This window comes from Acidiferrimicrobium sp. IK (assembly GCF_025499425.1).
In the GTDB taxonomy this organism is placed as follows: domain Bacteria; phylum Actinomycetota; class Acidimicrobiia; order Acidimicrobiales; family Palsa-688; genus Acidiferrimicrobium.
This window is the reverse complement of the sequence record NZ_JAIMCB010000007.1, coordinates 1-21,505: the sequence shown is the minus strand read 5'-3', so window position 1 is coordinate 21,505 and position 21,505 is coordinate 1. Positions and strand designations below refer to the sequence as shown.

Sequence of the window (21,505 nt, the reverse complement as noted above, 5' to 3'; positions counted from 1 at the left end):
CGACATCACGCCGCCGCGAGCTTGTCAGGCGGTCACTTCGACCGTCACGTGCGGCGGCTGCTCGAGGGTGTTGTGCACGGTGCAGCGTCCCGCCACCGCCAGCAGAGCCGGGCGCCGTTCGGCTGGCACACCGTCGGGGACGTCGATCTGCACGGCGATGTCCCCCACCCGGGCCGGTCGTTGGGCCATGGCGAAGGTGGCGGTCACCACCAGGCCCTCGGTCGGCAGGTCATGGCGAGACAGGTAGCGACGGACGTAGAACGCCACGCAAGACGCCAAGCTGGCCACGAACATCTCGGTGGGGGTGGCCGCTACGTCGGTGCCGCCGTCGTCTTCGGGCTGGTCGACCTCCAGCGTGTGCTGGCGGACGCCGATGCGGAACCGGTCGCCGCCTTGGTGCTCAACGCGCACCGCGCCGCTGGTCATACCTGCCGCCGAGAACCGCCGGCCGCGCCTCGTCGCATCGAAGCGAACCACCCACGCCGGGCGGTCGAACCGCCCGCGGCGTGATCCTCCCTGCAGCGGCAACGGTCCGCTCGGGGGACGTGGGCCAGCACCTGCTCGACGTGAGCACCGCAGCCTTTCCATGTCGAGCGACCACATTCCCGGCACTTCACCTCTCTGCACATACCCCCTAGGGTACCAGGCGAGTGGTGGGGCGGGTCGTCGTCGCAAGCGGTCGAGGCTGACCCGAGACCCCTCCCCCTTCGTGGCTGCCATTTCCCCTTCGTGGGCGCCTTCGACGTTGGCGACGTTGGATATTGGCGACACGGTGTCGCTATGATGGCGACGTGTCGTCGCCATCATCGTCATCTCGAGAGGGTCGGGGATGTTTGTAGGACTGCGGGACCTCCGCCACGCCTGGGGGCGATTCGCGTTGATGGGATCGGTGATCGCCTTGGTGGCCGTACTGACGGTTCTGTTGACCGGCCTCTCAACCGGGTTGGTCAACTCGGGGATCTCCGGGCTGCGGGCCATGCCGATCACGGACCTGGCGTTCCAGCCGAAGACCAACTCGACGTTCTCCCAATCGACCCTCGACGCGCCGACGATCGCCGCACTTGGTCGTCAGCCCGGGATCGATGCAGAGCCGCTGGGCCTCACGTTCTTCAATGCCCAAGGCGCGACCGGCACCGCGGTGTCCATCGCCTTGGTCGGCATCGAGCCCGGTGGCTTCATGGCCAATAGCCTGGTGGGGGGATCGCATCTGGGCGGTACCCCCGCCGGGGTCATCGTCTCTCGGGGCGTGGCCGCCGACGGCGTGCACGTCGGCGACCGCGTCACGCTCACCCGCTCGGGAGTCGCGCTGCACGTCGTCGGGATCGCCCCGACCGCGACCTACGGTCACGCCGCGGTCGTGTACGCGCCGATCTCTCTGTGGCGGCAGGCGACCTACGGTCAGGTAACCGGCGGCGTCCTTCCTCCGAGCGCACAGGGACTGGCATCGGCAGCGGCGCTGCAGGTGCGCTCCGGCGTCAACCTCTCCGGCGTCGGAAAGCGCCTCGGCGTGGACATCGTGACCAAGCAGCACGCATACGCCGGCTCCCCCGGATACTCCGCCGAGACGGCGACGATGAGCCTCATCATCGACTTCCTCTACGTGATCGCTGCGTTGGTGGTGGGCGCGTTCTTCACGGTGTGGACCATCCAGCGCCAAGCCGACATCGGCCTGCTGACGGCTCTAGGAGCATCGAACGGTCTCGTCCTTCGGGACGCGCTCGGACAGGTGGCGCTGGTGATGGTGGGGGCCACCGCGACGGGCGCCCTCGTCGGCAGCGGCGTCGGCACTCTCATCCAGGGAGGCACCGTCCCCTTCGCTCTGCAGGCCGACGCCATCGTCACCGCCGCAGTGATCCTCACCGTCGCCGGCCTGGCCGGCTCGTTGGTCGCCGTGCGCCGGGTCGCTGCCGTCGACCCGATCATCGCGCTGGGCGCGGCATCATGAGCGGCGGGGACAGCGCAGCGACCGCCGATGCCCACCGTGGCGGGCTCTGCCTGCAACAGGTCTGCCTCCGCTACCGCGACGGGGACGGCGAGGTCGTCGCCCTCGACGAGGTGTCGCTCACCGTCGACCTGGGCAGATGGTGGCCGTCGTCGGCGCGTCAGGGTCGGGGAAGTCGAGCATGCTCGCCGTGGCGGGAGCCATGCGCCAGCCCGACAGCGGACGCATCCACGTCGGTGGGATCTCACTGACCGACGCAGCGGCCAGTAAGCGCTGCCACCTGCGTCACGACCTGGTCGGCTTCGTCTTCCAGGGCTCCAACCTGCTGGCGTCGTTGACCGCGCTGGAGCAGCTGGAACTGGTCGGTCGGATCGGCCGGGCCCCCCGGGCTGCGACCCGGCGCAAGGCACTCGCTCTGCTCGGCGAGGTCGGTCTAGCCGCCAAGGCCGAGCGTAGACCCGGGCAACTCTCGGGCGGCGAACGCCAACGGGTGGGCATCGCCCGGGCGCTCATGGCCGACCCAGCTGTACTCCTCGTGGACGAGCCGACCTCGGCCCTAGACCACCAGCGGGCCATCGACATCGTGGGTCTGCTCGTCGAGGAGACCCACCGGCACCAGATCGCAACGCTGATGGTGACCCATGACCGGTCCCTGGCCGGTCTCGCCGACCGGGTGATCGAGATGCGCGACGGCCGCCTCGCACCCGCCGCCGTACCGGAGCGATAGTCGCCGTGCCCCGCATCGGCGCGCCGACCGTCAAGGAGCACCGCGATCACCAGCACGAGGCGATCCTCGACGCCGTGGGAGCGATCCTGTCCGAGGAGGGCTACGAGGGGGTGGAGCTCGCCACCGTGGGCCAGCGAGTCGGCCTGGCCAGGACGTCGCTCTACCGCTACGCCCGCCACAAAGACGAGCTCGTCGCCCAGTGGCTGCAGCGGGCCTTCCGGCCGGCGATGGCCGAAGCTCAGTCCGTCCTAGGCGGCTCCAGCCCCCCAGCAGCGCGGTTGGCGACGTGGCTCGATGGGCAGCTGGACTTTGCCGCCAAGCCTCGCGACGGCGCGGCCGCCCGTTTGATGGCCGAGTTCGACCATCTGCCCGAACCGATCCAGGCGTTGGTCATCGACGGGCACCGTCCACTGCGCGACGCCCTGGAGGCCACGGTGGCCGAGGCGCTCGAGGACCAACCCGAGCGCGACCCGGCCCTGGTCCTCGCCCTCATCGACGGGCTGGTGGCTGCAGCTACCCGCCAAGCAGCCGGCGGCGTTACCCCGCAGCTGCGTTCGGAGACCCGCCACGCGGTGGTGGCGCTGTTGAGCTGAGGCGACCCGTCACCGCCGGGCCTGGGCGAGCTCGCCGAGAGACTCGAGCCGCGGCGTGGCCGGATCGGACCGCGGCCACCGCCGGGAGGACCGCTCGCGCGACCCGCACCGGGCCGGTATAGTTCCGATAATACCCCCTGGGGTATAACGGTCCAGCGGGAACTAGAACGAGAGAGGTCCTTGGTGGTAACGGAAGTAGACGTCCACGCCCTGGCTGCGGCCCACGCCGACGGGTCGATCGTCATAGACGTGCGGGAGCCGTACGAGTACGTGTCGGGCCATGTGCCCGGCGCCCGGCTGATCCCGCCGGACGCGATGGCGGACTACGCCGCCGGTCTGCCCGAGGGCGAACCGGTGTACGTGATCTGCGCCAGCGGCAATCGCAGCCGCAGCGCGGCGCTGCTGCTCGGGGCGCTCGGCGTGGACGCGGTGTCGGTGGCCGGCGGCACTGGCGGGTGGGTCAGCGCCGGCTTCCCGGTCGTCACCGGCCCGCACGAGAACGCAACCTGAGGAGGCAAGGGATGTTCGAGATAGTCAGCATCGAGACTCCGACCCTCGGCGACCGCAGCTACCTGGTGCACAACGGGGAGGTCGCGCTGGTCATAGACCCGCAACGAGACATCGACCGGGTCCTCGACGTGGCGGAGAGCCGACGGGTGCGCATCACGCACGTATTCGAGACCCACATGCACAACGACTACGTCACCGGCGGACTGGCCCTGGCCCGGGTGACCGGCGCTGCCTATCACGTCAACGGCGACGATCCTGTGTCCTTCGAGCATGTGGGGCTCCACGACGGTGACCTGGTCGAGGTCGCGCCCGGCCTGAGCGTCCGGGCCCTGGCAACGCCGGGCCACACCTACACCCATCTCTCCTATGTGCTGGCGACGGGAGGGAGCCCAGTCGGCGTGTTCAGCGGCGGGTCGCTGCTTTACGGCTCGACCGGCCGACCCGACCTGCTTGGCGTAGAGCACGCCGACGCTCTGGCCCGCCGCCAGCACGCCTCGGCCCGCCGGCTAGCCGAGGAGCTGCCCGAATCAGCCGAGCTTTTCCCGACCCACGGGTTCGGCAGCTTCTGCTCGGCCACCCAGACGGGGGGCACATCGTCCACCATCGGCCAGGAGAAACTAACCAACCCGGCGCTTCGCTTGAGCGAGGACGACTTCGTGACGGAACTGATGGCCGGCTTGGACGCCTTCCCGGCCTACTACGCCCACATGGGGCCGGCCAACCAGTCCGGCCCGGACGGCGCTGACCTGTCGCCTCCTGCTCTGGCCGACCCTGACGAACTGCGGAGGCGGATCGAGGCGGGCGAGTGGGTGGTCGATCTGCGCTCTCGCACCGCGTTCGCGACGGGGCACGTCGCCGGCAGCCTCAACTTCGGCCTGGACGGCAGCTTTGCCACCTACCTCGGTTGGCTCATCCCATGGGGGACCCCTGTGACCCTGCTGGGCGAGACCGCCAGCCAGGTGGCCGAGGCGCAGCGGGAACTAGTCCGGATCGGGATCGACCGGCCGGCCGCGGCCGCCACCGGGACCCCGCAGGACTGGGCTGGCGACGCGGCGCTGGCCGGGTACCGGCAGGCGACGTTCTCCGACCTGCGCGCCGCAGACCCGTCGGCGGTGATCCTCGACGTCCGCCGCCGGCTCGAGTGGGAAGAGGGCCACATCGCCGGAGCGGTGGCCGTCCCGCTACACCAGCTGCTCGACCGCATCGATGAGATCCCCGACGGGGAGGTGTGGGTGCACTGCCGCTCCGGGTACCGGGCGTCGCTGGCCGCGTCCATCCTGGGCCGAGCCGGTAGGCAGGTCGTGGCGGTGGACGACGAGTACTCCAACGCTGCGGACGCCGGGCTCCCGCTGACCACGCCGGCAGATAAGGCACCATGAGAGCCTCCGACAGCTTCGCCCCGCGCCCCCTCGAGCACCGCGGAGTTGAGCTTCCTGGCCCTGGCGTAGCGGCGCTGACCGTATCCAGATGGGACCGCCCTAGGTCGCAATAGGGTCGTATGGCCTCTACACCTGCGGCCGGCTTCATTCAAGCTTCACGTGAGCCCACGACTCGCCTTCACCGACCGGGCGTTCACTGATAGTGAAGCCGATCAACGAGAAGGAGGTGAACAAAGATGAGACGCTGGCACAAGGCTCTCACAGGCGGCGCAGTCGCCCTTGCCGTGCTCGTTCCTTCGGGAGTAGCGGTGGCCGCCACCACCGATTCCGGGTCGGGCAATGCCCCGGCTGTCACCCGCACCTGCACCGGTGATCATCAGATGCTCCAGGCTCGGGACGGGTCCGGTTGGCACCACAGCGGCGAAGCCACGATGGCGCATCCCGGCTCGGGACAGGGCCATCAGCAGATGAGCGGCGCCCTGGACGGTACCGGTCCGCGGGCCGACCGGCCGATGGACGGCACCGGCCATCAATGGGGCAGCTCGAGCTGACCCGCTGCAAGCCGCGGCGGCCACCCTCGCCTCCATCGGCGGGGGTGCCCGCGGCGCGAAGGAACGCGAATGAACGAACAGCTGGTCATGATCGTCGACGACGAGGCCTCGATTCGTGACATAGTCCGCCGCTACTTGGAGGCGGACGGATACAAGGTGGTCGAGGCGGCTGACGGCCAGGAAGCCCTGCAGCGCTTCGGCGCCCGGGCCGCCGACGTGGTCATCCTCGATGTGATGATGCCCGACATGGACGGCGTCGAGGTCCTGCGCCGGATCAGAGCCATCTCGGACGTCTACGTCATCATGCTGACGGCCAAGGCAGAGGAGCTCGATCGGCTGGTGGGGCTCGCGGTGGGAGCAGACGACTACATCACCAAGCCTTTCAGTCCCCGGGAGCTGGTGGCGCGGGTCAAGGCGGTTCTCCGCCGTCCCCGCTCCCCCGCGACCGCTTCGTCAGCCGGCACGCTGCGGGTGGCAGGGCTCGAGGTTGATCGCGACCGTCATGAGGTGAGGGTGGACGGCGAGCCGGTCGAGTTGACTGCCCTGGAGTTCAATCTGGTGTCGGTCCTCGCCGGCTCCCCCGGGGTCGTCTTCACCCGCCGCCAGCTGCTGGAGCGAATCTGGGGTTACGACTTCTTCGGCGACGAGCGGGTGGTCGACGTCCATGTCCGCAACCTGCGCCGCAAGCTGGCAGACGACGTAGCCAGGCCGAGGTTCATAACAACGGTGCGGAGGGTCGGCTACAAGATGGGAGGTGGGCGGTGATGAGACGCCTCACGCTGCGGTTACGGCTGTTTCTTTCCTACGCCCTTGTCGCCGTGGTCGGCGCGGCGGTCATGGCCGCAGTGATCGAGATCGTGGGCCGCCAGCTGTTCGACCACCACATGACCGGGATGGGTTTCGAGATGGGCGGACACGCGGGGGCCGGCATGGCGGATCTCCAGGCCACCTTCGGGTGGGCGCTGACCCGCGCCCTGCTGGTGGCGCTGGCGGTCAGCCTGGTGGCCGCGGTGGCCGCCGCGGTCTTGGTCGCCGGTCGCCTGCTTCGGCCCATTGACGCCATCCGCGACGCGACTCACCGGTTGGCCGCCGGGCACTACGAGCAGATCGTCCCCGAGCCTCACGAGCCCGAACTGGCGGCTCTGGTACGCGACGTCAACTCCCTCGGCCGCGCCCTCGACGCCACGGAGCGGCGCCGGGCCGCGCTGATAGGAGACGTGGCCCACGAGATGCGCACCCCCCTCACCGCCGTCAGGGGCTACACCGACGGGCTGGCCGACGGCATCTTCCCCGCCGAGGAGGTCTTGCCCAAGATCGGGGTGGAGCTGCAGAGACTCGAGAGGCTGGCCGCCGACCTGGCCTCCGTTTCTCGCTCGGAGGAAGGGGCCCTACATCTGCACCTGGCCGACGACGATCTCGGAGACATCGTAGGAGCGGCCACCGAAAGGCTGCGGGCCCAGTACCGAGACCGCAACGTGCAGCTGATCGTCGACGCAGGTCGGGTGGCGCCGGTCCGGGCGGACCGCGACCGTCTAATCCAGGCGCTAACCAACGTCATCGGTAACGCTTTGTCCTACACCCCGGCGGGCGGGACAGTGCGGGTCAGCCTGGAACCAGGGCAGAACGCCTCCGCCGCGATCACCGTGACCGACACCGGGATCGGTCTCGCGCCGGGCGACGAGGATCGGGTGTTCGAACGGTTCTTCCGGGTCGATTCACGCCGCCACGCCGGCGGGAGCGGGGTCGGCCTGACCATCGCCCGCTCCATCGCTCGCGCCCACGGGGGCGACCTGACCGCCGCGTCCAGTGGTCTAGGCAAGGGCAGCACCTTCCGGCTGGTGCTTCCCGCCCGCCACAGGGTCTCAGGCGGATCGGCGCCGAGCCCGCCGACTGGTTAGCACCAAAGGCGGTTCAGACGCCGGGGCCCGGGCTGAGAACCCCGACCCTGCTACTCGTGGTCCGGCGGCAGTGACGTCGAGGATTTGGAAGTTAGCGAATCGAGCGCTGCTTGAACCCGACCGGAGGCCTCCGCGGCGATGCTCTCCAAGACCGGGTCGGCGATCACCTTGGCCATGATGTCGGGGTCCATCGCTTCGACGACCGTACGGCCGGCGTCTGCCCGGACGACCACGTTGCATGGCAGGAAGACCCCGACCGCCGGCACCGCTCCGATCGCCCGGTGCGCTAGCTGGGGGTTGCACGCCCCGATGATCAGGTACGGCTCCATTTCCGTGCCGAGCTTCTCCCGCAACGTGGCCTGGACGTCGATCTCGGTCAGGGCCCCGAAGCCTTGATCTTTGAACGCCTCCTTGACCTTGGTGACCGCCTCTTCGAACCGTTCGTCCAGCGTCACCATGCGCGCGTATCCCATCGTTTCCTCCTTCGCCCGGCGGTTTGTCGACCGCCGCGCCGTCCCTACCGGCTCGTCCCCACCGCTACTCCAGCCACAACAGCCCAACGGGAACCTCCTACCCGCTCGGTCAGGCCAGCTTCATGAACATCTTCTGCACCACGTCGACGCCGTAGCCGTCGGCTTCGGCCTCCTCCGGTCGCTGGATGCAGTAGGTCAGCCCTTCGGCCACCAGGCGGAACCCGGCCTGCTCAAGAGCCTTGGTGGCGGCCGAGATCTGGGCCACGATCTCCCTGCAGTCGCGGCCTTCTTGCAACATGCGCTCCACTCCCTGAACCTGTCCGGCGATCCGGCGAAGCCGGGTGCGGACCTCGGCGGTCACCTCCTCAGGAAGCTGCACTTGCGTGCTGCTCCTCGATGCGGCGGCGCACGTCGTCCATGTCCAGGTCCTTGACCTGCTTGATCAGGTCCTCGAGCGCGGCCTGGGGCAGGGCGCCGGCCTGGGAGAACAACAGGATCTGGTCCCGGAAGACCATCAGGGTGGGGATGGACATGATCCCCAACTGTCTGGCCAGCTCGGACTCCGCCTCGTTGTCAACCTTGGCGAACACCATGTCGGGGTGTCGCTGCGCCGCCGCCTCGAAGACGGGTGAGAACATCCGGCACGGACCGCACCAACCGGCCCAGAAGTCCACCAGCACCACGTCGTTGGACTGCACCGTCTCCTCGAAGGTGTCCTTTGTCAGCGCCACAGTGGCCACGAGAGCCTCCTCCTCTGTTTCTTCCGGCCGGATCCCCGGCCCACGCAGTACACAACCATCATACCCCTAGGGGTATTCCGCGAGGTGAGGGGGCCGCCGAGATACGGTGTCGCCATGGTCGGCAGCGCGGAGTCAAACGCAGCGGTATGGAAGTCGGATGCCAGCGTGGCGCAGTGGGTCGCCACCGAGGAGGAGCGGGAGCGGGCCCGGGCTTGGCCCCGTCGGCTCCTGGCCGAGCTCCTGCCATTCGCCGAACACGAGGAGTTCACCTTCGTAGACCTGGGAGCAGGTACCGGCGCCGCGTCGCGGGCCGTGCTGGATCGCTACCCCTCCGCTACCGCCGTTCTGGCGGACTACTCGACGCAGATGATGCAGGAGGGGCAGCGGGCGCTCGCTGCATACGCTGGGCGCTACCGCTACGTCGAGATCGACATGGCCGCCGGCCGGTGGCCGGATGATCTAGCCGGGGGGCTGCCTGCGGTGATCTCCTCCCTCTGCGTGCACCACCTGACCGACGAGCGCAAGGACGGTCTCTTCCGGGAGGTGTTCGCCCGGTTGGCCCCGGGAGGCTGGTATCTCAACTACGACCCCGTCTCCAACGAGGACCCGGCGGTGGAGGACGCGTGGAGGCGGGTGCAGGATCGCCGGGATCCGCAGACCGCCCTCAAGCGGGCCCACCGGACGCCCGAGGAGCAGGCCCGCTGGGACAACCACGTACGCCACATCATCCCGCTGGGCCCTCAGCTCGAGTATCTCCGTTCGGCGGGCTTCGAAGCGGTCGACGTCTACTGGAAGGAGCTGGACCACGTCATCTTCGGCGGCCGGCGACCAGTCGCCTAGCCGCGTCGCGCCGACTCGGGTCAGTGCGCTTGGGGGTTGCCCGTTGCCATGAAATCGAGCAGCTGGGTGGCGGTCGGGGCGAGCCACGTTGTACTCGGCGCTTTCGAGGAGGGCGGACTTCAAGTCCTTGGGCATCACAGCCAGCGCGGTGTCCGCCGTCCGGTTCGCCACGTCGGACCAGTCGAGTGCGTCTCGCCGGAAGTCAGATCGACGCCGTCATCACCGAAGAGGATGTTCAGGTTATGAGGGTAGTCACGGACCATCGAGATCAGCGCGTCATCGGCTCGACCCGCTACCTCTCTCAGGGCCTGCACCATCGTCGTGCCGGGCCCGCTCGCCTTGTCGCAAACCACCCTTGAAGGCGTCGAAGCCGACGACATCCAAGCCGATGACATCCAAGCCGATGACATCGAAGCCGGCCTTCATCAGGTCGGCGTCAGGATCCGACGTTCATCCGGCTCGCCGGCGCCGTTTCTCGCCGCACGACTGGCAGGACCTCGGTTGCCAGGAGTTCGATGGACCGGGCGGTCTCGGCGAAGGGGAGGCCGCCAAGGCCGATCTGGGCCAGGAACCGGTCGTGGCCGAGCAGCTCGTGTTCCCACAGGATCTTGTCGATCACTTCTTGCGGGCTGCCGGCCACCAGTGCACCGTGCGGGCCCGCCCAGGCGTCGAAGGCGTCTCGGGGGAGGACTTGGCCGCGCGCGGCGGGCATGTTTTCGCCGATGTAGCGCGAGTAGTAGGGGTAGAAGGTGTCCCGGGCGCCTTGGGAGGTGTCCTCCACGTAGAAGTGGCTGGTCACCCCGACACGCAGCGCCGCAGGATCGTGACCGGCGCCGACGCCGGATCGGCGGTAAAGGTCGGCGAGGGGGACGAAGCGGTCGGGCTGGCCGAGGATCGCGAGGTAGAGCGACAGACCGTGGCGACCGGCTCTCACCACGCTGGCCGGGGTGCCGCCCACCGCGATCCACACGGGGAGCTGCCCCTGGACCGGTCTCGGGTAGACGCCGGCATCGGCGAGGGGGGCACGGTGGCGTCCCGACCAGGTGACTCGCTCTGCCCGGTTCAGCTGGAGGAGAAGGTCGAGCTTTTCCTCGAAGAGTTCGTCGTAGTCGGCGATGTCGTGGCCGAACAGCGGAAACGATTCGGTGTAGGCGCCGCGGCCGGCGGTGATCTCGGCGCGTCCCCCGGAGAGAAGGTCGACGGTGGCAAAGTCCTCGAACAGCTTGACCGGGTCGGCGGTGGACAGCACGCTCACGGTGCTGGTGAGCCGGAGGCGCCCGGTGACCTGGGCCACCGCGGCGAGGACTACCGGCGGGGACGAAATGGCGAAGTCGGGACGGTGATGCTCGCCGACGCCGAACACATCCAGGCCGGCCTGATCGGCGATGCGGGCCAGGTCAACGAACTCCCGCAGCCGCCGCGCCGGGTCGCCAGCCCGGCCGGTGACCGGATCGCCGGTGACCTCACCGAAGGTGAAGACCCCGATCTCGAAGCCCCGGCCTTCTCCGCCGGTCATGCCGAGACCTGCCCCAGCCCCAGCAGCCGGTCCAGCCAGGCCGACGTGGCCTCGACGACACCGGCGCTCAGGCCGTGGCCGCCTGGGTCGCGTACCGCGGTGGTCTGGCTGCCGGCCTCGCCGTTGAGGTAGGCCCAGGTGCGCTGCAACAGCTCGCGGGGGATGACGTTGTCGGCGTCGCCGTGGGCGACGAGCACCGGCAGGCCGGCCAGCCGGTCCGGGGTGGTGGGGACGCCGGCGTCGAAGGGCAAGGTGGCGTAGAGGATCCCGGCGCCGGCGTAGCGCGACGGGTCGGACAAGATCAGGCCGCCGGCGAAGGCCCCGCCGCCGCTGAAGCCGACCGGCACCACCGGGCGTCCGGGCGGCGCCACCTGGTCGAGCCAGGCCCGGAACCAAGCCATGGTCTCCGCGAGTGACGCCGCGGTGGGCCGCCCGATACCCCGGTTGGCGAACCAGGCGTATCCGCCGCCCTCGCCGATCGGGGCCCGCAGCGCCGCGTAGGCCGCTCCGGCGGGCAGATGATCGGCGAGGCCGATGATGTCGGTCTCGTTGGAGCCCCTTCCGTGTAGCAGCACTACGAGTGGGGCCGCCGCGTCAGAGTCACCGTGCCAGGCCACCGCCGGCGGGGCGAAGGCGGTCATGACCGGACCGCCCCGGGCAGGCTGGCTGTCGCGGTCTTTGCGGTGGTCTCGCCGGCGGTGGCCACGCCCTTCCAGCGTTCGATCTCCCCGGTCAGGTCGAGACGGTCGATGGGAGCGGAGCTCTCGTAGACCCCCCAGCTGCCGCGTGGAAGCATCCACATCAGCTCGAACTCGTTGCCGTCGGGGTCCACGCCGTAGACGCTCTTGGTGGCACCGTGGCTTGATTCGCCGGTATACGCGTCGGCACCGAGGAGGGTCTGGCGGGCGGCGGCCAGCTCGTCGATGGTGTCGAGCTGCCACGCCAGGTGGTACAGGCCGACCGCGCCGCGACGCCTCTGGGTGCCGGCGGTTCCGACGCCGAACAGGCCAAGGTCGTGGTGGTTCCCCGACCGCGGGAGGCGCAAGAACGCCGCGTCGGCGCGCGGTTCACGGGCAATCACCTCCATGGCGAACACCTCGGTGTAGAAGCGGACCGAGCGCTCGAGGTCGGCGACGAAGAGCACAGCATGGTTGAGACGTACAGGTGACACAGGCATTGGGGTTCTTTCGGACGGGGGCGCGGGCAACGGTCCGCGGGGCGGGCTCGGAGTGGACGGTCTTGGTACCGGGAGCGCTAAGGCCTCGGAGGCCGCTCAAGCGGTCTCGCCGCTGCGGATAGCGGACACATCGAACTCCAGCGTGACTTTCTCGCTGACCAACACACCGCCGGCTTCGAGCGCCGCGTTCCAGTTGACGCCCCAGTCTTTGCGGTTGACGACCGTCGTTCCTTCGAAGCCGATCCGCTGGTTGCCGTACGGGTCGACGGCATTGCCGGTGTACTCGAAGTCGATGGTGACGGAGCGGGTGACTCCTTTGATGGTCAGGTCCCCGGTGACCCGGAATAGGCCCTCGCCGGTCTGCTCGACGCTGGTCGAGGAGAAGGTGATCTGGGGGTAGGCGTCCATGTCAAAGAAGTCGTTCGAGCGCAGATGGGTGTCGCGCTCCGAGTTGCGGGTGTCGATGCTGGCCGCCTTGATCGAAAGCTGCAGCTTGGAGTTCCCCGGGTTGGCGGCGTCGAAGTAGCCGGAGCCCTCGAACTCGTTGAACGAGCCGCGGACCTTGGTGACCATCGCGTGGCGGGCAACGAACCCGATCCGGCTGTGAGCTGGGTCGATGGTGTAGGTACCGGTCAGGGTGGCGGGGATGGTGGGCGTGCTCACAGGTCTGCTCCTCATGTAGTGGACATGTCATACAACATAGGTGATAGATCATCTATTCCGGCGTACACTGGGCTCATGGCTGAGGTTCGGTGGCTCGACGAGCAGGAACAACGAGCATGGAGGGCCCTCCAGTTCATGCAGCTGCGTCTCACCGGCCGCCTGGCTGCCGATGTGGCCGCTACCTCCGACCTCTCCTACCCCGACTACCTGGTCCTCGTCGCGCTCAGCGACCGGGCCGAGGGCCGGGCCCGCCTCTTCGAGCTGGCCGAGGCCCTCGGCTGGGAACGAAGCCGCGTCTCCCACCAAGTCACGCGCATGACCGCCCGCGGACTGCTGCGAAAAGAGCGCTGCGACGGTGACCGGCGCGGGGCCTTCGTCGTGATCACGGCGCCGGGCCGCAAGGCGATCGAGGCTGCTGCGCCCCACCACGTGGCCACGGTCCGCCGCTTGTTCATCGACTCGCTCACCCGAAGCGAGCTGGACGCCATCACCTCAGCCGCCGAGAAGGTCCTCGCGGTGCTCGACGCCGAAACCGCCGACGGCCACGGTGGCGGTGCTCGTGGAGCGGCGCCGCCCAGGGGGTGAGGGCCCCGTCGGTCCCGACAGGGACCGTTCGGTCGTTGCGCCTCCGGCGGGCGAGGCCGGTCGTAGCCCGCCGGAGGCGCTTCCCGAGACGCGGGGCCTATGCGACGCTGACGGGGGCGCGGTCGTCGCCTCGGGGCACCCCGTCGTCTTCGAGGCGCAAGGGCGGGAGCCGACGGTCGATGACGTCGGGGAGGTACCAGTTGCGCTTGCCGAGGGTGTGCATGACCGCCGGGACGAGCACGGTCCGGATGATCAGAGCGTCGACGACGATGGCCGTGGCCATACCGAGCCCGATCATCTTGATCGTCCGGTCAGTGGTGAGGGTGAAGGATGCGAAGACGACCGTCATGATGGCGGCGGCGGTGATGGTCCGCCCGGTGATGGCCTGCCCGAGGTTGACCGTTGCGGAGTTGTCGCGCCGCTTGAGCCATTCCTCCTGGATCCGGCTGACAAGGAACACCTCGTAGTCCATGGACAGACCGAAGAGCACGGCGAACATCAGGATCGGGACAAGCGGACTGACCGGGCCGGTGTGGGTGACGCCCACCAGGCTGCCCAGCCAGCCCCACTGGAACACGGCCACCACCACGCCGAAGGCCGCGGCCGCCGAGAGCAGGTTCATGACGGCCGCGGTGGCCGGGATGAGCAGGCTGCGGAACACCACCATCAACAGCAGGAACGACAGGGCCACGATCATCCCGACGAATATCGCAAGCTTGGACGACAGCTGGCTGGCCGTGTCGTCCGCCAGGGCCGTCTGGCCGCCCACCAACACCTGGAGATGCGAACCGCCAAGAGCATGGGGGATCGTCGTCGACCGCAGGCTGGTGATCAGCCGTGAGGTGGCGGCGGCCTGGGGGCTGGTTGCCGGGTACACCTCTGCTACGTCAACCGCTGGATGTCCTGGACCGGCCGGGAAGTAGGCGGGCGGGGTCGCCGCCACTGCCCCCGGGGCCGCCCCGGCGGCGGCTACGACAGTCGCGAACGTCGCCTGATCGGCCTGGCTGTACACCGGGGCGACGAATTGCAGCGGGCCGCTAAAACCGGGGGCGAAGCCCTTGACCAGCAGTTCGTAGGCCCGGTAGGTGGTGGTGGTGGTGGTCGTGGTGGGGTCGGTGCTGTAGTCCGCGGTCCCCTGGCGCATCGAGAAGAACGGCGCGCCGAGGGCGACCAAGACGGCGAGGGCGGCCAGCCCGAAGCCGACCCGCCGCCCCTGCACGGTGGTCGCCCACGAACTCCAACGCTTGGAGAACTCGGGGACGTCGGTCTCGCCCCTGGCCAGGCCGGCGCGATGGCGTCGGGTCAGGACCCGCCGGCCGAACAGGCCAATGAAGGCGGGCAAGAGGGTGAGCGCCGCAGCCATCGGCAGCAAGACCGCTATAGACGCGGCTATCGCTGCGCCGGAGAGCACCCCGACACCGACAACGAGCATGCCGAGCAAGGCGATGCACACGGTGATCCCGGCGAAGAGGACCGCTCGCCCGGCGGTAGCACCGGCGGCGGCCACTGCCTCGTCGACCGTCAGCCCACGGCGAAGGCCGCTCCTCGTCCGGGTGAGGATAAACAGCGAATAGTCGATCCCTACACCGAGCCCGATGAGGATGCACAGCTGGGACGTGAAGCTGGCCATCGAGATCGAGTTGGACAGCACGCCGATGAGCGACAGCGCTGACAGCAAGGCGATGGCGGTGCTCAGCAGCGGGAGCGAGGCGGCGATGAACGAGCCGAAGACCAGCAGGAGGACGATCAAGGCGGCGAGCACGCCGACGTAGGTGCTGATGGACGACGACGGGTTCGTTGATGCCGGACAGCGAGCAGAATATATCCACCTCGAGGCTACGTATATACTGGCTCCCATGAGCAAGCACCTGGTCGACTTGGACGAGGACGCACTGAGCGTCGCCCAGGCCCGACTCGGCACCACGACCATCAAGGACACCGTTAACGCCGCACTGCGCCGCGCGGGCGAAGACCACGAGACCGAGGTCGCCGCCGCCCTTGACGTGCTGGGGAGCGCCAACCTGATCGACCGCTCCGAAGCGTGGCGCTAACCCACCTCATCGACACGAGCGTCCTCATGCGGATGAGCCAGCCGCTCGTGCGCGCGGCTGTCGAACCCCTCGCTGCGCAAGGCCAGGTCGCGCGCCCAACCATCTGCGACCTCGAGATCGGCTACTCGGCGCGCAACGCCGCCGAATGGGATCAGCTCATGGAGTCTCTCGCCGTCTTCGCCCCCGTCGAGACCACCGCGGCTCACCTCCATCGCTCCTTGCAGGTCCAGCGCCTCTTGGCGGATCGCAGCCAGCGAGGCCGCAAGATTCCCGACCTGCTCATCGCAGCAGCCGGCGAAGCCTTCAACCTGACTGTGCTCCACTACGACAGCGACTTCGACCTCATCGCCGAGGTCACCGGCCAGCGCACCCAGTGGGTCGTACCGGCAGGAGAAGCTGACTAACGGCAGCCCCGCACCGAACGTTCCAGCCCGGAGCAGCTCTCCGCAGCGACCTGTCATCGCATAGTCGATATCGCGCTCCCTTCGTCCAGCGTCGGCGCCACGGACTCGACACGAGAACGCTCGCCGGTGTCAGGATCGATCTGCTCGCTCGTTCGGGCACTCACCCGGGAGGACGTCAGCCGTGCCAGCGAGCGCCGCACCGTCGCTCGGCGTTTCTCGACTTCCATCGACTCGACGATCTGCGAGGTCCACGGACATAAGAAGGCCGGCGCCTCTTACGGCTACACCAAGGTCCACGGCTACCACCCGCTGCTCGCGACCAGGGCCGATACCGGCGAGATCCTCCACGCCCGGATGCGCAAAGGCTCCGCGAACACCAGCCGGGGAGCGAACCGTTTCGTCGAGGAGCTCATCGCCAGAGTCCGCTCGGCCGGGGCCACCGGAGGGATCGTGGTGCGGGTCGACTCGGGGTTCTGGTCGAACAAGACCATCGCCACCCTCACCCGCCTCGGGGTGCGTTTCACGATGACGGTCCGCTCCAACGTCGCCATCAACGCAGCGATCGCTGGGATCGCCGAGGCGGCGTGGGTCGACATCGACTACACCGACAACGGCGGCGCCGCCCAGGTCGCCGAATGCGCCTACAAAGGTTTGCGTCTGATCGTTCGACGCACCCGACTCGCCGATGGCGACCATCCGGCGTTGTTCCCGACCTGGCGGCACCACTCGTTCCTCACCAACCTGGCCGCCGGCACCGTCAAGGTCGACGCGTTCCATCGGCATCACGCCGTGGTCGAGCTCGCCATCCGCGACCTCAAAGAAAACGCCGGGCTCGACCACGTCCCCTCCGGCGTGTTCGCCGCGAACGGCGCCTGGCTCGCCTGCGCCGTCCTCGCGCACAACCTGTGCGTGCCGAGAATGTCATCCAACCCGGTCGCAGACTGGGTCACCCAACAGGCCCGCAATCTCTCGATGGACGTCGCCGACCAGGCAAACCGTGTCAAGTTCCTCATCCGCGATCGCGACGCCAAGTTCGCCGCCTCCTTCGACGCCATCTTCGCCGCAGAGGGCACCAGGATCATCAGACCCCCGGTCCGGGCACCCCGGGCGAACGCCATCTGTGAGCGCGTGATCGGCACCATCCGGCGCGAGCGCCTCGACCGGATGCTCATCCTCGGCCGCCGTCACCTCCAAGCAGTCCTTGCCGAGCACGTCGAGCACTACAACGTCCACCGCCCGCACCGCTCTCTGGACCAACGTGCACCCTCCGCGCTCGACACGCCTCCCGCGCCGATCGGCGATGTCCACCCCACCCGGCTACGAAGACCCGACCGCCTGGGCGGACTCATCCACGAGTACCGGATCGCTGCCTGAGCTGGGTGGACGGGGTTCTCGGCACCCACACCATTGCTCGCCTGTAGGACCCCTCCGCATCCGAGGTCGATCCGGTCCTCACCGTGAACTACCCGTCGTCGAGCTGAGCGGTGATCACCGGCATACGTCTGTCTACGTCCGGCAGGGTGATCAGCCGAGGACCCAACCAAGCTCAGATCTTCCAGGGGAGACAGCAGCTTGGCTTCGGTGCCTTCATGGGTCGATTCTGCTTTCGAGTCGCGGTTCTGGCCCGAGGGCCCGCGGCGGTAATTCGCCATCGAAACCGCCAATCGGGTGGTGTTCGAGGAGGAACTCCGCAAAGAGCGGGACGGTGAAGTCGACCTGGCCCCGCCGAGGCGCCCAGATGAGGCCCTTCTGGATGAGGCTGTCGCGATGCGGGGAGGTCTGGCGCTGGTTCTCCGCTCCCCATGCCCGGGCCACCTCGGCCGTGGCGTAGGGCGGGCCGCCCAACGAGGCCATAGCAGCCAGGTAGCGCTGCTCGGCGTCACTCGCCATCTCGAAGCGAGTGCCATAGAAGGTGCGTGCGAGCTGTTCTTGAACCAGGTCGCGCACCTCCTCGACGTCGGCCGTGATGATCGGCGAGGATTCCGCAGCGTTCCACAGCTCCCTCCCATACTCCTGCAAGAAGTACGGGTAGCCGGCAGCCAGGCGCACCACCTCATCGGCGGCGTCGGCAGCGAACTCCACCCCGAGCAGCGAGGCCGGCTTGACCAGCGCCACCCGTGCCTCGGGATCCCGTAGCCGGCCAAGCTCGCGGTACTCGAAGAGCCGATCGGCGTAGGGCTTCGCCCGCATCAAGCGCACCTGCAAATCCGGCAGACCGGCCGCGGCCAACGCTACCGGTAGGGCGTCGCGGCTGACAGCCTGGAAGGCCATGCACACCGCCGCCAGCGAAGCGGCGTCGAGGTTGTGCATCTCGTCGATGAGGAACAGCGCGCCGCTCTGGACGCTCGCCGCCGTGTGGCCAATCTCGCGTAGCAGCTCGACAAGGTCCTGTTCTGGATCCCCCGAGTCGGCTACGCCGGCGACGGCATCGACGTCGAGCTTCAGTTGCACGCCACCCGGAGCGACCACGCTGAACGCCTTGACCACCCCGAGAGCCCGCTCGACCCGGTCGCGGATGCGGTGCCGACGGCTCATCTCCCGCAGCAACCTGGCGGCCATTTGGGCGAAGGTAGACCTGAAGTCGGGCTGGGAGCCGACCTCCTGCACGTCGGTCGTGGCCCACCCCGCTTCGGAGGCGAGGAGGTCCAGCTCCATGAGCAGCACGGTCTTCCCCACCCCCCGCAGGCCGTAGAAGATCCGGCTGCGATCGGCGCCCCCCGAGGCGAGGATCTCGATCAGCGAGCTGAACTCCTCGAGGTCCCGGTCCCGACCGGCCAGATAGGGCGGTTTGCGGCCCGCTCCCGGCGTGTACGGATTGTCCCGCCGCTGCGTGGCGACCAGTCTAACACTGTCTAAGCCCGGGTCACCCCCCCTTAGAAACTCTTAGAGAGCAGTCGCAGGCGCTCTTTTCCCTGACCTCGACTAGTGCGTGCCGAGAATGTCATCTATCGGCTGTGAGCTGGACTTTGACGGCTGGCGCCGGGCGCGGCGAGCATCCGGCCGTGACCCTCTCGTTCCTCTACCGGGCGTTCTACCGCGTCCTCCAGCTGATCCGACTCTTCTTTCGCCGTGACACCGATCTCGCCGTCGAGGTCGTCGTCTGCGCCACGAGGTGGCGGTCCTTCGACGCCAGGTCCATAGACCGGAGCTGGAGCCGGCAGACCGAGCGGTGCTGGCGGGACTCGCACGACTCCTCCCCCGCCAGGGTCTCGGACGTTTCTTCATACAACCGGCGACCCTGCTGCGCTGGCACCGGGACCTTGTCGCCAAGCGCTGGACCTACCTGCACCGCCGACCCGGCCGGCCAGGCACCGCGAAGGGCACCACCGGGCTCATCCTCCGGTTGGCGATGTCCATGGCCACCAAAAAGTCCGCACTTATGGCCATGGAAAGTCCGCACTGGTGGCCATGAGAGTGTCGGCAGTGTTGACGTTGTAGGCGTGCGCACCTCTCGCTGAAGCATCCACCTTGGGGTCTCCCCGGCCGGTCACGGTGGCGGTGCTAGCCAACCGCCGGACCGACTGAGGGGACGCCTCCATGAAATCAGCGAGGGAACGAATGGACATGCATGCCGCCTACAAGGAGCTCGGCTCCTATAGGGCTGCCGCCGAGGTGTGCGGCAGCACGGACAAGACTGTTAGGAGGGCGGTGGCCCGGGCCACTGCCGCTGGGGAGGCGCCGGGCGCTGGTGCGGTCGAGCACAACTATGACGATGTGGCCGCGGTGATCGCCGAGCGGGTCGAGAAGACCAAGGGGAAGATCACGGCCAAGCGCCTGCTGCCGACGGTTCGGGCCGCGGGTTACACGGGGTCGGCGCGCAACTTGCGCCGGGCGGTCGCCGACGCGAAGGCGCAGTGGCGCATCGACCACCATCGGGGCCGGCGCCCGGGGGTGTGGACGCCGGGGGACATGTTGGTGTTCGACTGGGGCGAGATCGGCCCGCTGTTCGTGTTCTGCGCGGTGCTGGCGTGGAGCCGGTTCCGCTTCGTGTGCTTCGCCGACAACCTGGGGGCCGACGCCACCCTGTCGGCCCTGGCGCAGTGCATGGAGACGATCGGCGGGGTGCCCAAGACCCTGTTGACCGACCGGATGGGGTGCTTGAAGGCGACCACGGTGGCCGGCCTGGTCGTGCCGACACCGGACTACGTGCGTTTCGTCGTCTCCCACTATGGCACCCGGCCGGATTTCTGTCTGGCTGCGGACCCGGCGTCGAAGGGCATCGTCGAGCATCTCGTCGGCTACGTGAAGTCCGACCTGATGATCCCCGCCGGGCTCACCGTGTCGGACCTGAAGGCGGCGAATGAGGCGGGTCGGGCATGGTGCGCCGAGGTGAACGCCAACGAGCACGCCGACATCGTGGCCGTCCCCAACGAGCGTCTCGAGACCGAGCGGCCGCTGCTCGGCGCCCTGCCGTCGTTGCGGGCCCGGATCGGCACGGTGGTGGTCCGCAAGGTCGATCGGTTGAGCTGTGTGCGTTTTGGGTCGGCCCGCTACTCGGTGCCGACCATCCATATCGGGCGCACGGTCGAGTTGAAGGTGGCCGACGGCGAGGTGATCGTGGTATTCCTGGGCGAGGTCATCGCCGCCCACACCGTCGTTGCTCCTGGTGAGACGTCCATTGTCGACGACCACTACGGGGGTGCGCGGCCGGCGCCTAACCGGGCGGTTCGGCCCAAGACCGCCACCGAAAAGGCGTTCTGCGCGCTCGGTCCAGTGGCCGAGGACTTCATCACCGCGGCGGTCGCTCACGGGGTCACCACCCTGTCGGCTGATCTGGCGGACCTGGTGGCTATGGCGGCCGCCCACGACGCCAGCGCCTTCCTCGCCGCCATCGCCCGGGCCAGAGAGTTCGGACGCTTCCGGGCGGCGGACGTGCGCTCGATCCTGGCCGCTGGCCGTGGCGTGCCCCGACCCCGTGGCCCCGGTGACGCCCTCATCGTCGCCCTGCCCGCGGTCGGCACCGGCTCGCTCGACGACTACGCCGTGGGCGGTGCGTCATGAACACCACCCCGCCCGCTCTCCCGGCCGATCTGGAGTCCGGGCTGCGCCGGTTGCGCCTCGGCGCCATGCGACGCCTGGCCCCCGAACTGCTGGTGGTGGCCAAGACCCAGCGCTGGACCCCCGAGGAGCTCTTGCGCACCCTGGTCGAGGCCGAGATCACCTCACGCGACGCCTCCAACGCCGCCGGACGGATGAAGGCCGCTGCCTTCCCGGTGAGAAAGACCCTCGACGAGTTCGACGTCGCCGCCTCGTCGGTGCCCCCCGCCACCTTCGACTACCTGGGCGGCCTCGAGTGGATCGACGCACACGAGAACGTGTGTCTCGTAGGCCCAGTCGGCTGTGGTTGACACTGCGTTTCCTTTCATCGGGGTGTGTCGAACAGTCCAGGTCCTGCGGCGTTTACGTTGATTCGTAAGCCTTTTCGGCGTCCGTGGTTGACGTGGACTGCTTGGAGC

At 68.6% G+C, this 21,505-nt stretch carries 24 protein-coding genes and 1 pseudogene; 15 read left to right on the top strand and 10 right to left on the bottom strand.

Annotated features, from left to right (window positions below):
- Positions 1-24: 24 nt before the first annotated feature.
- Positions 25-426 carry an OsmC family protein gene (locus K6U06_RS12735; RefSeq protein ID WP_410051039.1) on the bottom strand — a complete coding sequence of 134 codons (402 nt, stop codon included), beginning with the start codon at positions 424-426 and terminating at the stop codon, positions 25-27.
- A gap of 403 nt (positions 427-829) precedes the next feature.
- Here K6U06_RS12735 and K6U06_RS12730 point away from each other — a divergent pair, with 403 nt between their 5' ends.
- The 8 genes from K6U06_RS12730 (at position 830) to K6U06_RS12695 (ending at position 7,600) form a co-directional block, all read left to right on the top strand.
- Positions 830-1,945, top strand: coding sequence for an ABC transporter permease (locus K6U06_RS12730; protein ID WP_262322318.1), 1,116 nt, complete (start codon positions 830-832; stop codon positions 1,943-1,945).
- Between the two features lie 136 nt (positions 1,946-2,081).
- Positions 2,082-2,669 (top strand): ABC transporter ATP-binding protein, encoded by a 588-nt coding sequence (locus K6U06_RS12725; protein ID WP_262322317.1) that lies wholly within the window; start codon positions 2,082-2,084, stop codon positions 2,667-2,669.
- Positions 2,670-2,674: 5 nt separating this feature from the next.
- A complete protein-coding gene (locus K6U06_RS12720) occupies positions 2,675-3,262 on the top strand; it encodes a TetR/AcrR family transcriptional regulator (RefSeq protein ID WP_262322316.1) in 588 nt (195 codons plus the stop codon).
- Positions 3,263-3,445: 183 nt separating this feature from the next.
- Positions 3,446-3,772: a rhodanese-like domain-containing protein gene (locus tag K6U06_RS12715; protein ID WP_262322315.1), complete on the top strand. Its 327-nt coding sequence runs from the start codon at positions 3,446-3,448 to the stop codon at positions 3,770-3,772.
- Positions 3,773-3,783: 11 nt separating this feature from the next.
- Positions 3,784-5,151, top strand: coding sequence for an MBL fold metallo-hydrolase (locus K6U06_RS12710; RefSeq protein WP_262322314.1), 1,368 nt, complete (start codon positions 3,784-3,786; stop codon positions 5,149-5,151).
- A 308-nt stretch (positions 5,152-5,459) separates the two neighbouring features.
- Positions 5,460-5,702 (top strand): hypothetical protein, encoded by a 243-nt coding sequence (locus K6U06_RS12705; RefSeq protein ID WP_262322313.1) that lies wholly within the window; start codon positions 5,460-5,462, stop codon positions 5,700-5,702.
- A gap of 69 nt (positions 5,703-5,771) precedes the next feature.
- The gene (locus K6U06_RS12700) at positions 5,772-6,467 is read left to right on the top strand and encodes a response regulator transcription factor (protein ID WP_262322312.1); all 696 of its coding nucleotides are present in this window, start codon (positions 5,772-5,774) and stop codon (positions 6,465-6,467) included.
- On the top strand, positions 6,467-7,600 hold the full coding sequence (locus K6U06_RS12695; RefSeq protein WP_262322311.1) for a sensor histidine kinase: 1,134 nt from the start codon (positions 6,467-6,469) through the stop codon (positions 7,598-7,600). The genes K6U06_RS12700 and K6U06_RS12695 overlap by 1 nt, the downstream gene beginning before the upstream one ends.
- Before the next feature lie 50 nt (positions 7,601-7,650).
- Here the strand turns inward: K6U06_RS12695 and K6U06_RS12690 are convergent, their stop codons facing one another.
- The 3 genes from K6U06_RS12690 to trxA all read right to left on the bottom strand — a co-directional run bounded on the left by K6U06_RS12690 (position 7,651) and on the right by trxA (position 8,813).
- A complete protein-coding gene (locus tag K6U06_RS12690) occupies positions 7,651-8,073 on the bottom strand; it encodes a DUF302 domain-containing protein (RefSeq protein ID WP_262322310.1) in 423 nt (140 codons plus the stop codon).
- 109 nt (positions 8,074-8,182) lie between these two features.
- Entirely contained in the window at positions 8,183-8,452 is a 270-nt protein-coding gene (locus tag K6U06_RS12685; RefSeq protein WP_262322309.1) for a metal-sensitive transcriptional regulator, read from the bottom strand.
- Positions 8,439-8,813: a thioredoxin gene (trxA, locus tag K6U06_RS12680; RefSeq protein WP_262322308.1), complete on the bottom strand. Its 375-nt coding sequence runs from the start codon at positions 8,811-8,813 to the stop codon at positions 8,439-8,441. The genes K6U06_RS12685 and trxA overlap by 14 nt, the downstream gene beginning before the upstream one ends.
- A 114-nt stretch (positions 8,814-8,927) precedes the next feature.
- On the opposite strand from trxA, the gene K6U06_RS12675 reads away from it, so the two are divergent.
- The gene (locus K6U06_RS12675; protein ID WP_262322307.1) at positions 8,928-9,653 is read left to right on the top strand and encodes a class I SAM-dependent methyltransferase; all 726 of its coding nucleotides are present in this window, start codon (positions 8,928-8,930) and stop codon (positions 9,651-9,653) included.
- 436 nt (positions 9,654-10,089) lie between these two features.
- Here the strand turns inward: K6U06_RS12675 and K6U06_RS12670 are convergent, their stop codons facing one another.
- The 4 genes from K6U06_RS12670 to K6U06_RS12655 all read right to left on the bottom strand — a co-directional run bounded on the left by K6U06_RS12670 (position 10,090) and on the right by K6U06_RS12655 (position 13,009).
- On the bottom strand, positions 10,090-11,169 hold the full coding sequence (locus K6U06_RS12670; protein ID WP_262322306.1) for an LLM class flavin-dependent oxidoreductase: 1,080 nt from the start codon (positions 11,167-11,169) through the stop codon (positions 10,090-10,092).
- Positions 11,166-11,810, bottom strand: coding sequence for an alpha/beta hydrolase (locus K6U06_RS12665; protein ID WP_262322305.1), 645 nt, complete (start codon positions 11,808-11,810; stop codon positions 11,166-11,168). The genes K6U06_RS12670 and K6U06_RS12665 overlap by 4 nt, the downstream gene beginning before the upstream one ends.
- Entirely contained in the window at positions 11,807-12,346 is a 540-nt protein-coding gene (locus tag K6U06_RS12660; RefSeq protein WP_262322304.1) for a VOC family protein, read from the bottom strand. Before K6U06_RS12660 ends, K6U06_RS12665 begins: the two co-directional genes overlap by 4 nt.
- Before the next feature lie 96 nt (positions 12,347-12,442).
- On the bottom strand, positions 12,443-13,009 hold the full coding sequence (locus K6U06_RS12655) for a YceI family protein (protein ID WP_262322303.1): 567 nt from the start codon (positions 13,007-13,009) through the stop codon (positions 12,443-12,445).
- Positions 13,010-13,084: 75 nt separating this feature from the next.
- On the opposite strand from K6U06_RS12655, the gene K6U06_RS12650 reads away from it, so the two are divergent.
- Positions 13,085-13,594 carry a MarR family winged helix-turn-helix transcriptional regulator gene (locus K6U06_RS12650; RefSeq protein ID WP_262322302.1) on the top strand — a complete coding sequence of 170 codons (510 nt, stop codon included), beginning with the start codon at positions 13,085-13,087 and terminating at the stop codon, positions 13,592-13,594.
- A gap of 97 nt (positions 13,595-13,691) precedes the next feature.
- Here the strand turns inward: K6U06_RS12650 and K6U06_RS12645 are convergent, their stop codons facing one another.
- Positions 13,692-15,452, bottom strand: a complete 1,761-nt coding sequence (locus K6U06_RS12645; RefSeq protein ID WP_262322301.1) for an MMPL family transporter — start codon at positions 15,450-15,452, stop codon at positions 13,692-13,694.
- Here K6U06_RS12645 and K6U06_RS12640 point away from each other — a divergent pair.
- From K6U06_RS12640 to K6U06_RS12630, 3 genes are all read left to right on the top strand, one after another.
- A complete protein-coding gene (locus tag K6U06_RS12640) occupies positions 15,451-15,645 on the top strand; it encodes a hypothetical protein (protein ID WP_262322300.1) in 195 nt (64 codons plus the stop codon). The two genes, K6U06_RS12645 and K6U06_RS12640, sit on opposite strands and share 2 nt — an antisense overlap.
- Positions 15,636-16,049, top strand: coding sequence for a PIN domain nuclease (locus K6U06_RS12635; RefSeq protein WP_262322299.1), 414 nt, complete (start codon positions 15,636-15,638; stop codon positions 16,047-16,049). The genes K6U06_RS12640 and K6U06_RS12635 overlap by 10 nt, the downstream gene beginning before the upstream one ends.
- Before the next feature lie 126 nt (positions 16,050-16,175).
- Positions 16,176-17,423, top strand: a complete 1,248-nt coding sequence (locus tag K6U06_RS12630; RefSeq protein WP_262322298.1) for an IS1380 family transposase — start codon at positions 16,176-16,178, stop codon at positions 17,421-17,423.
- 213 nt (positions 17,424-17,636) lie between these two features.
- Here the strand turns inward: K6U06_RS12630 and K6U06_RS12625 are convergent, their stop codons facing one another.
- Positions 17,637-18,827, bottom strand: a complete 1,191-nt coding sequence (locus K6U06_RS12625; RefSeq protein WP_262322542.1) for an ATP-binding protein — start codon at positions 18,825-18,827, stop codon at positions 17,637-17,639.
- A gap of 759 nt (positions 18,828-19,586) precedes the next feature.
- Between K6U06_RS12625 and istA the strand changes: the two genes are divergently transcribed.
- Both istA and K6U06_RS12615 read left to right on the top strand, forming a co-directional pair.
- Positions 19,587-21,050, top strand: coding sequence for an IS21 family transposase (gene istA / locus K6U06_RS12620; RefSeq protein ID WP_262322297.1), 1,464 nt, complete (start codon positions 19,587-19,589; stop codon positions 21,048-21,050).
- Positions 21,047-21,394 (top strand): annotated as a pseudogene (locus K6U06_RS12615) (ATP-binding protein); the annotation flags it as partial. The gene istA and the pseudogene K6U06_RS12615, both read left to right, overlap by 4 nt.
- Between the last annotated feature and the right edge of the window lie 111 nt (positions 21,395-21,505).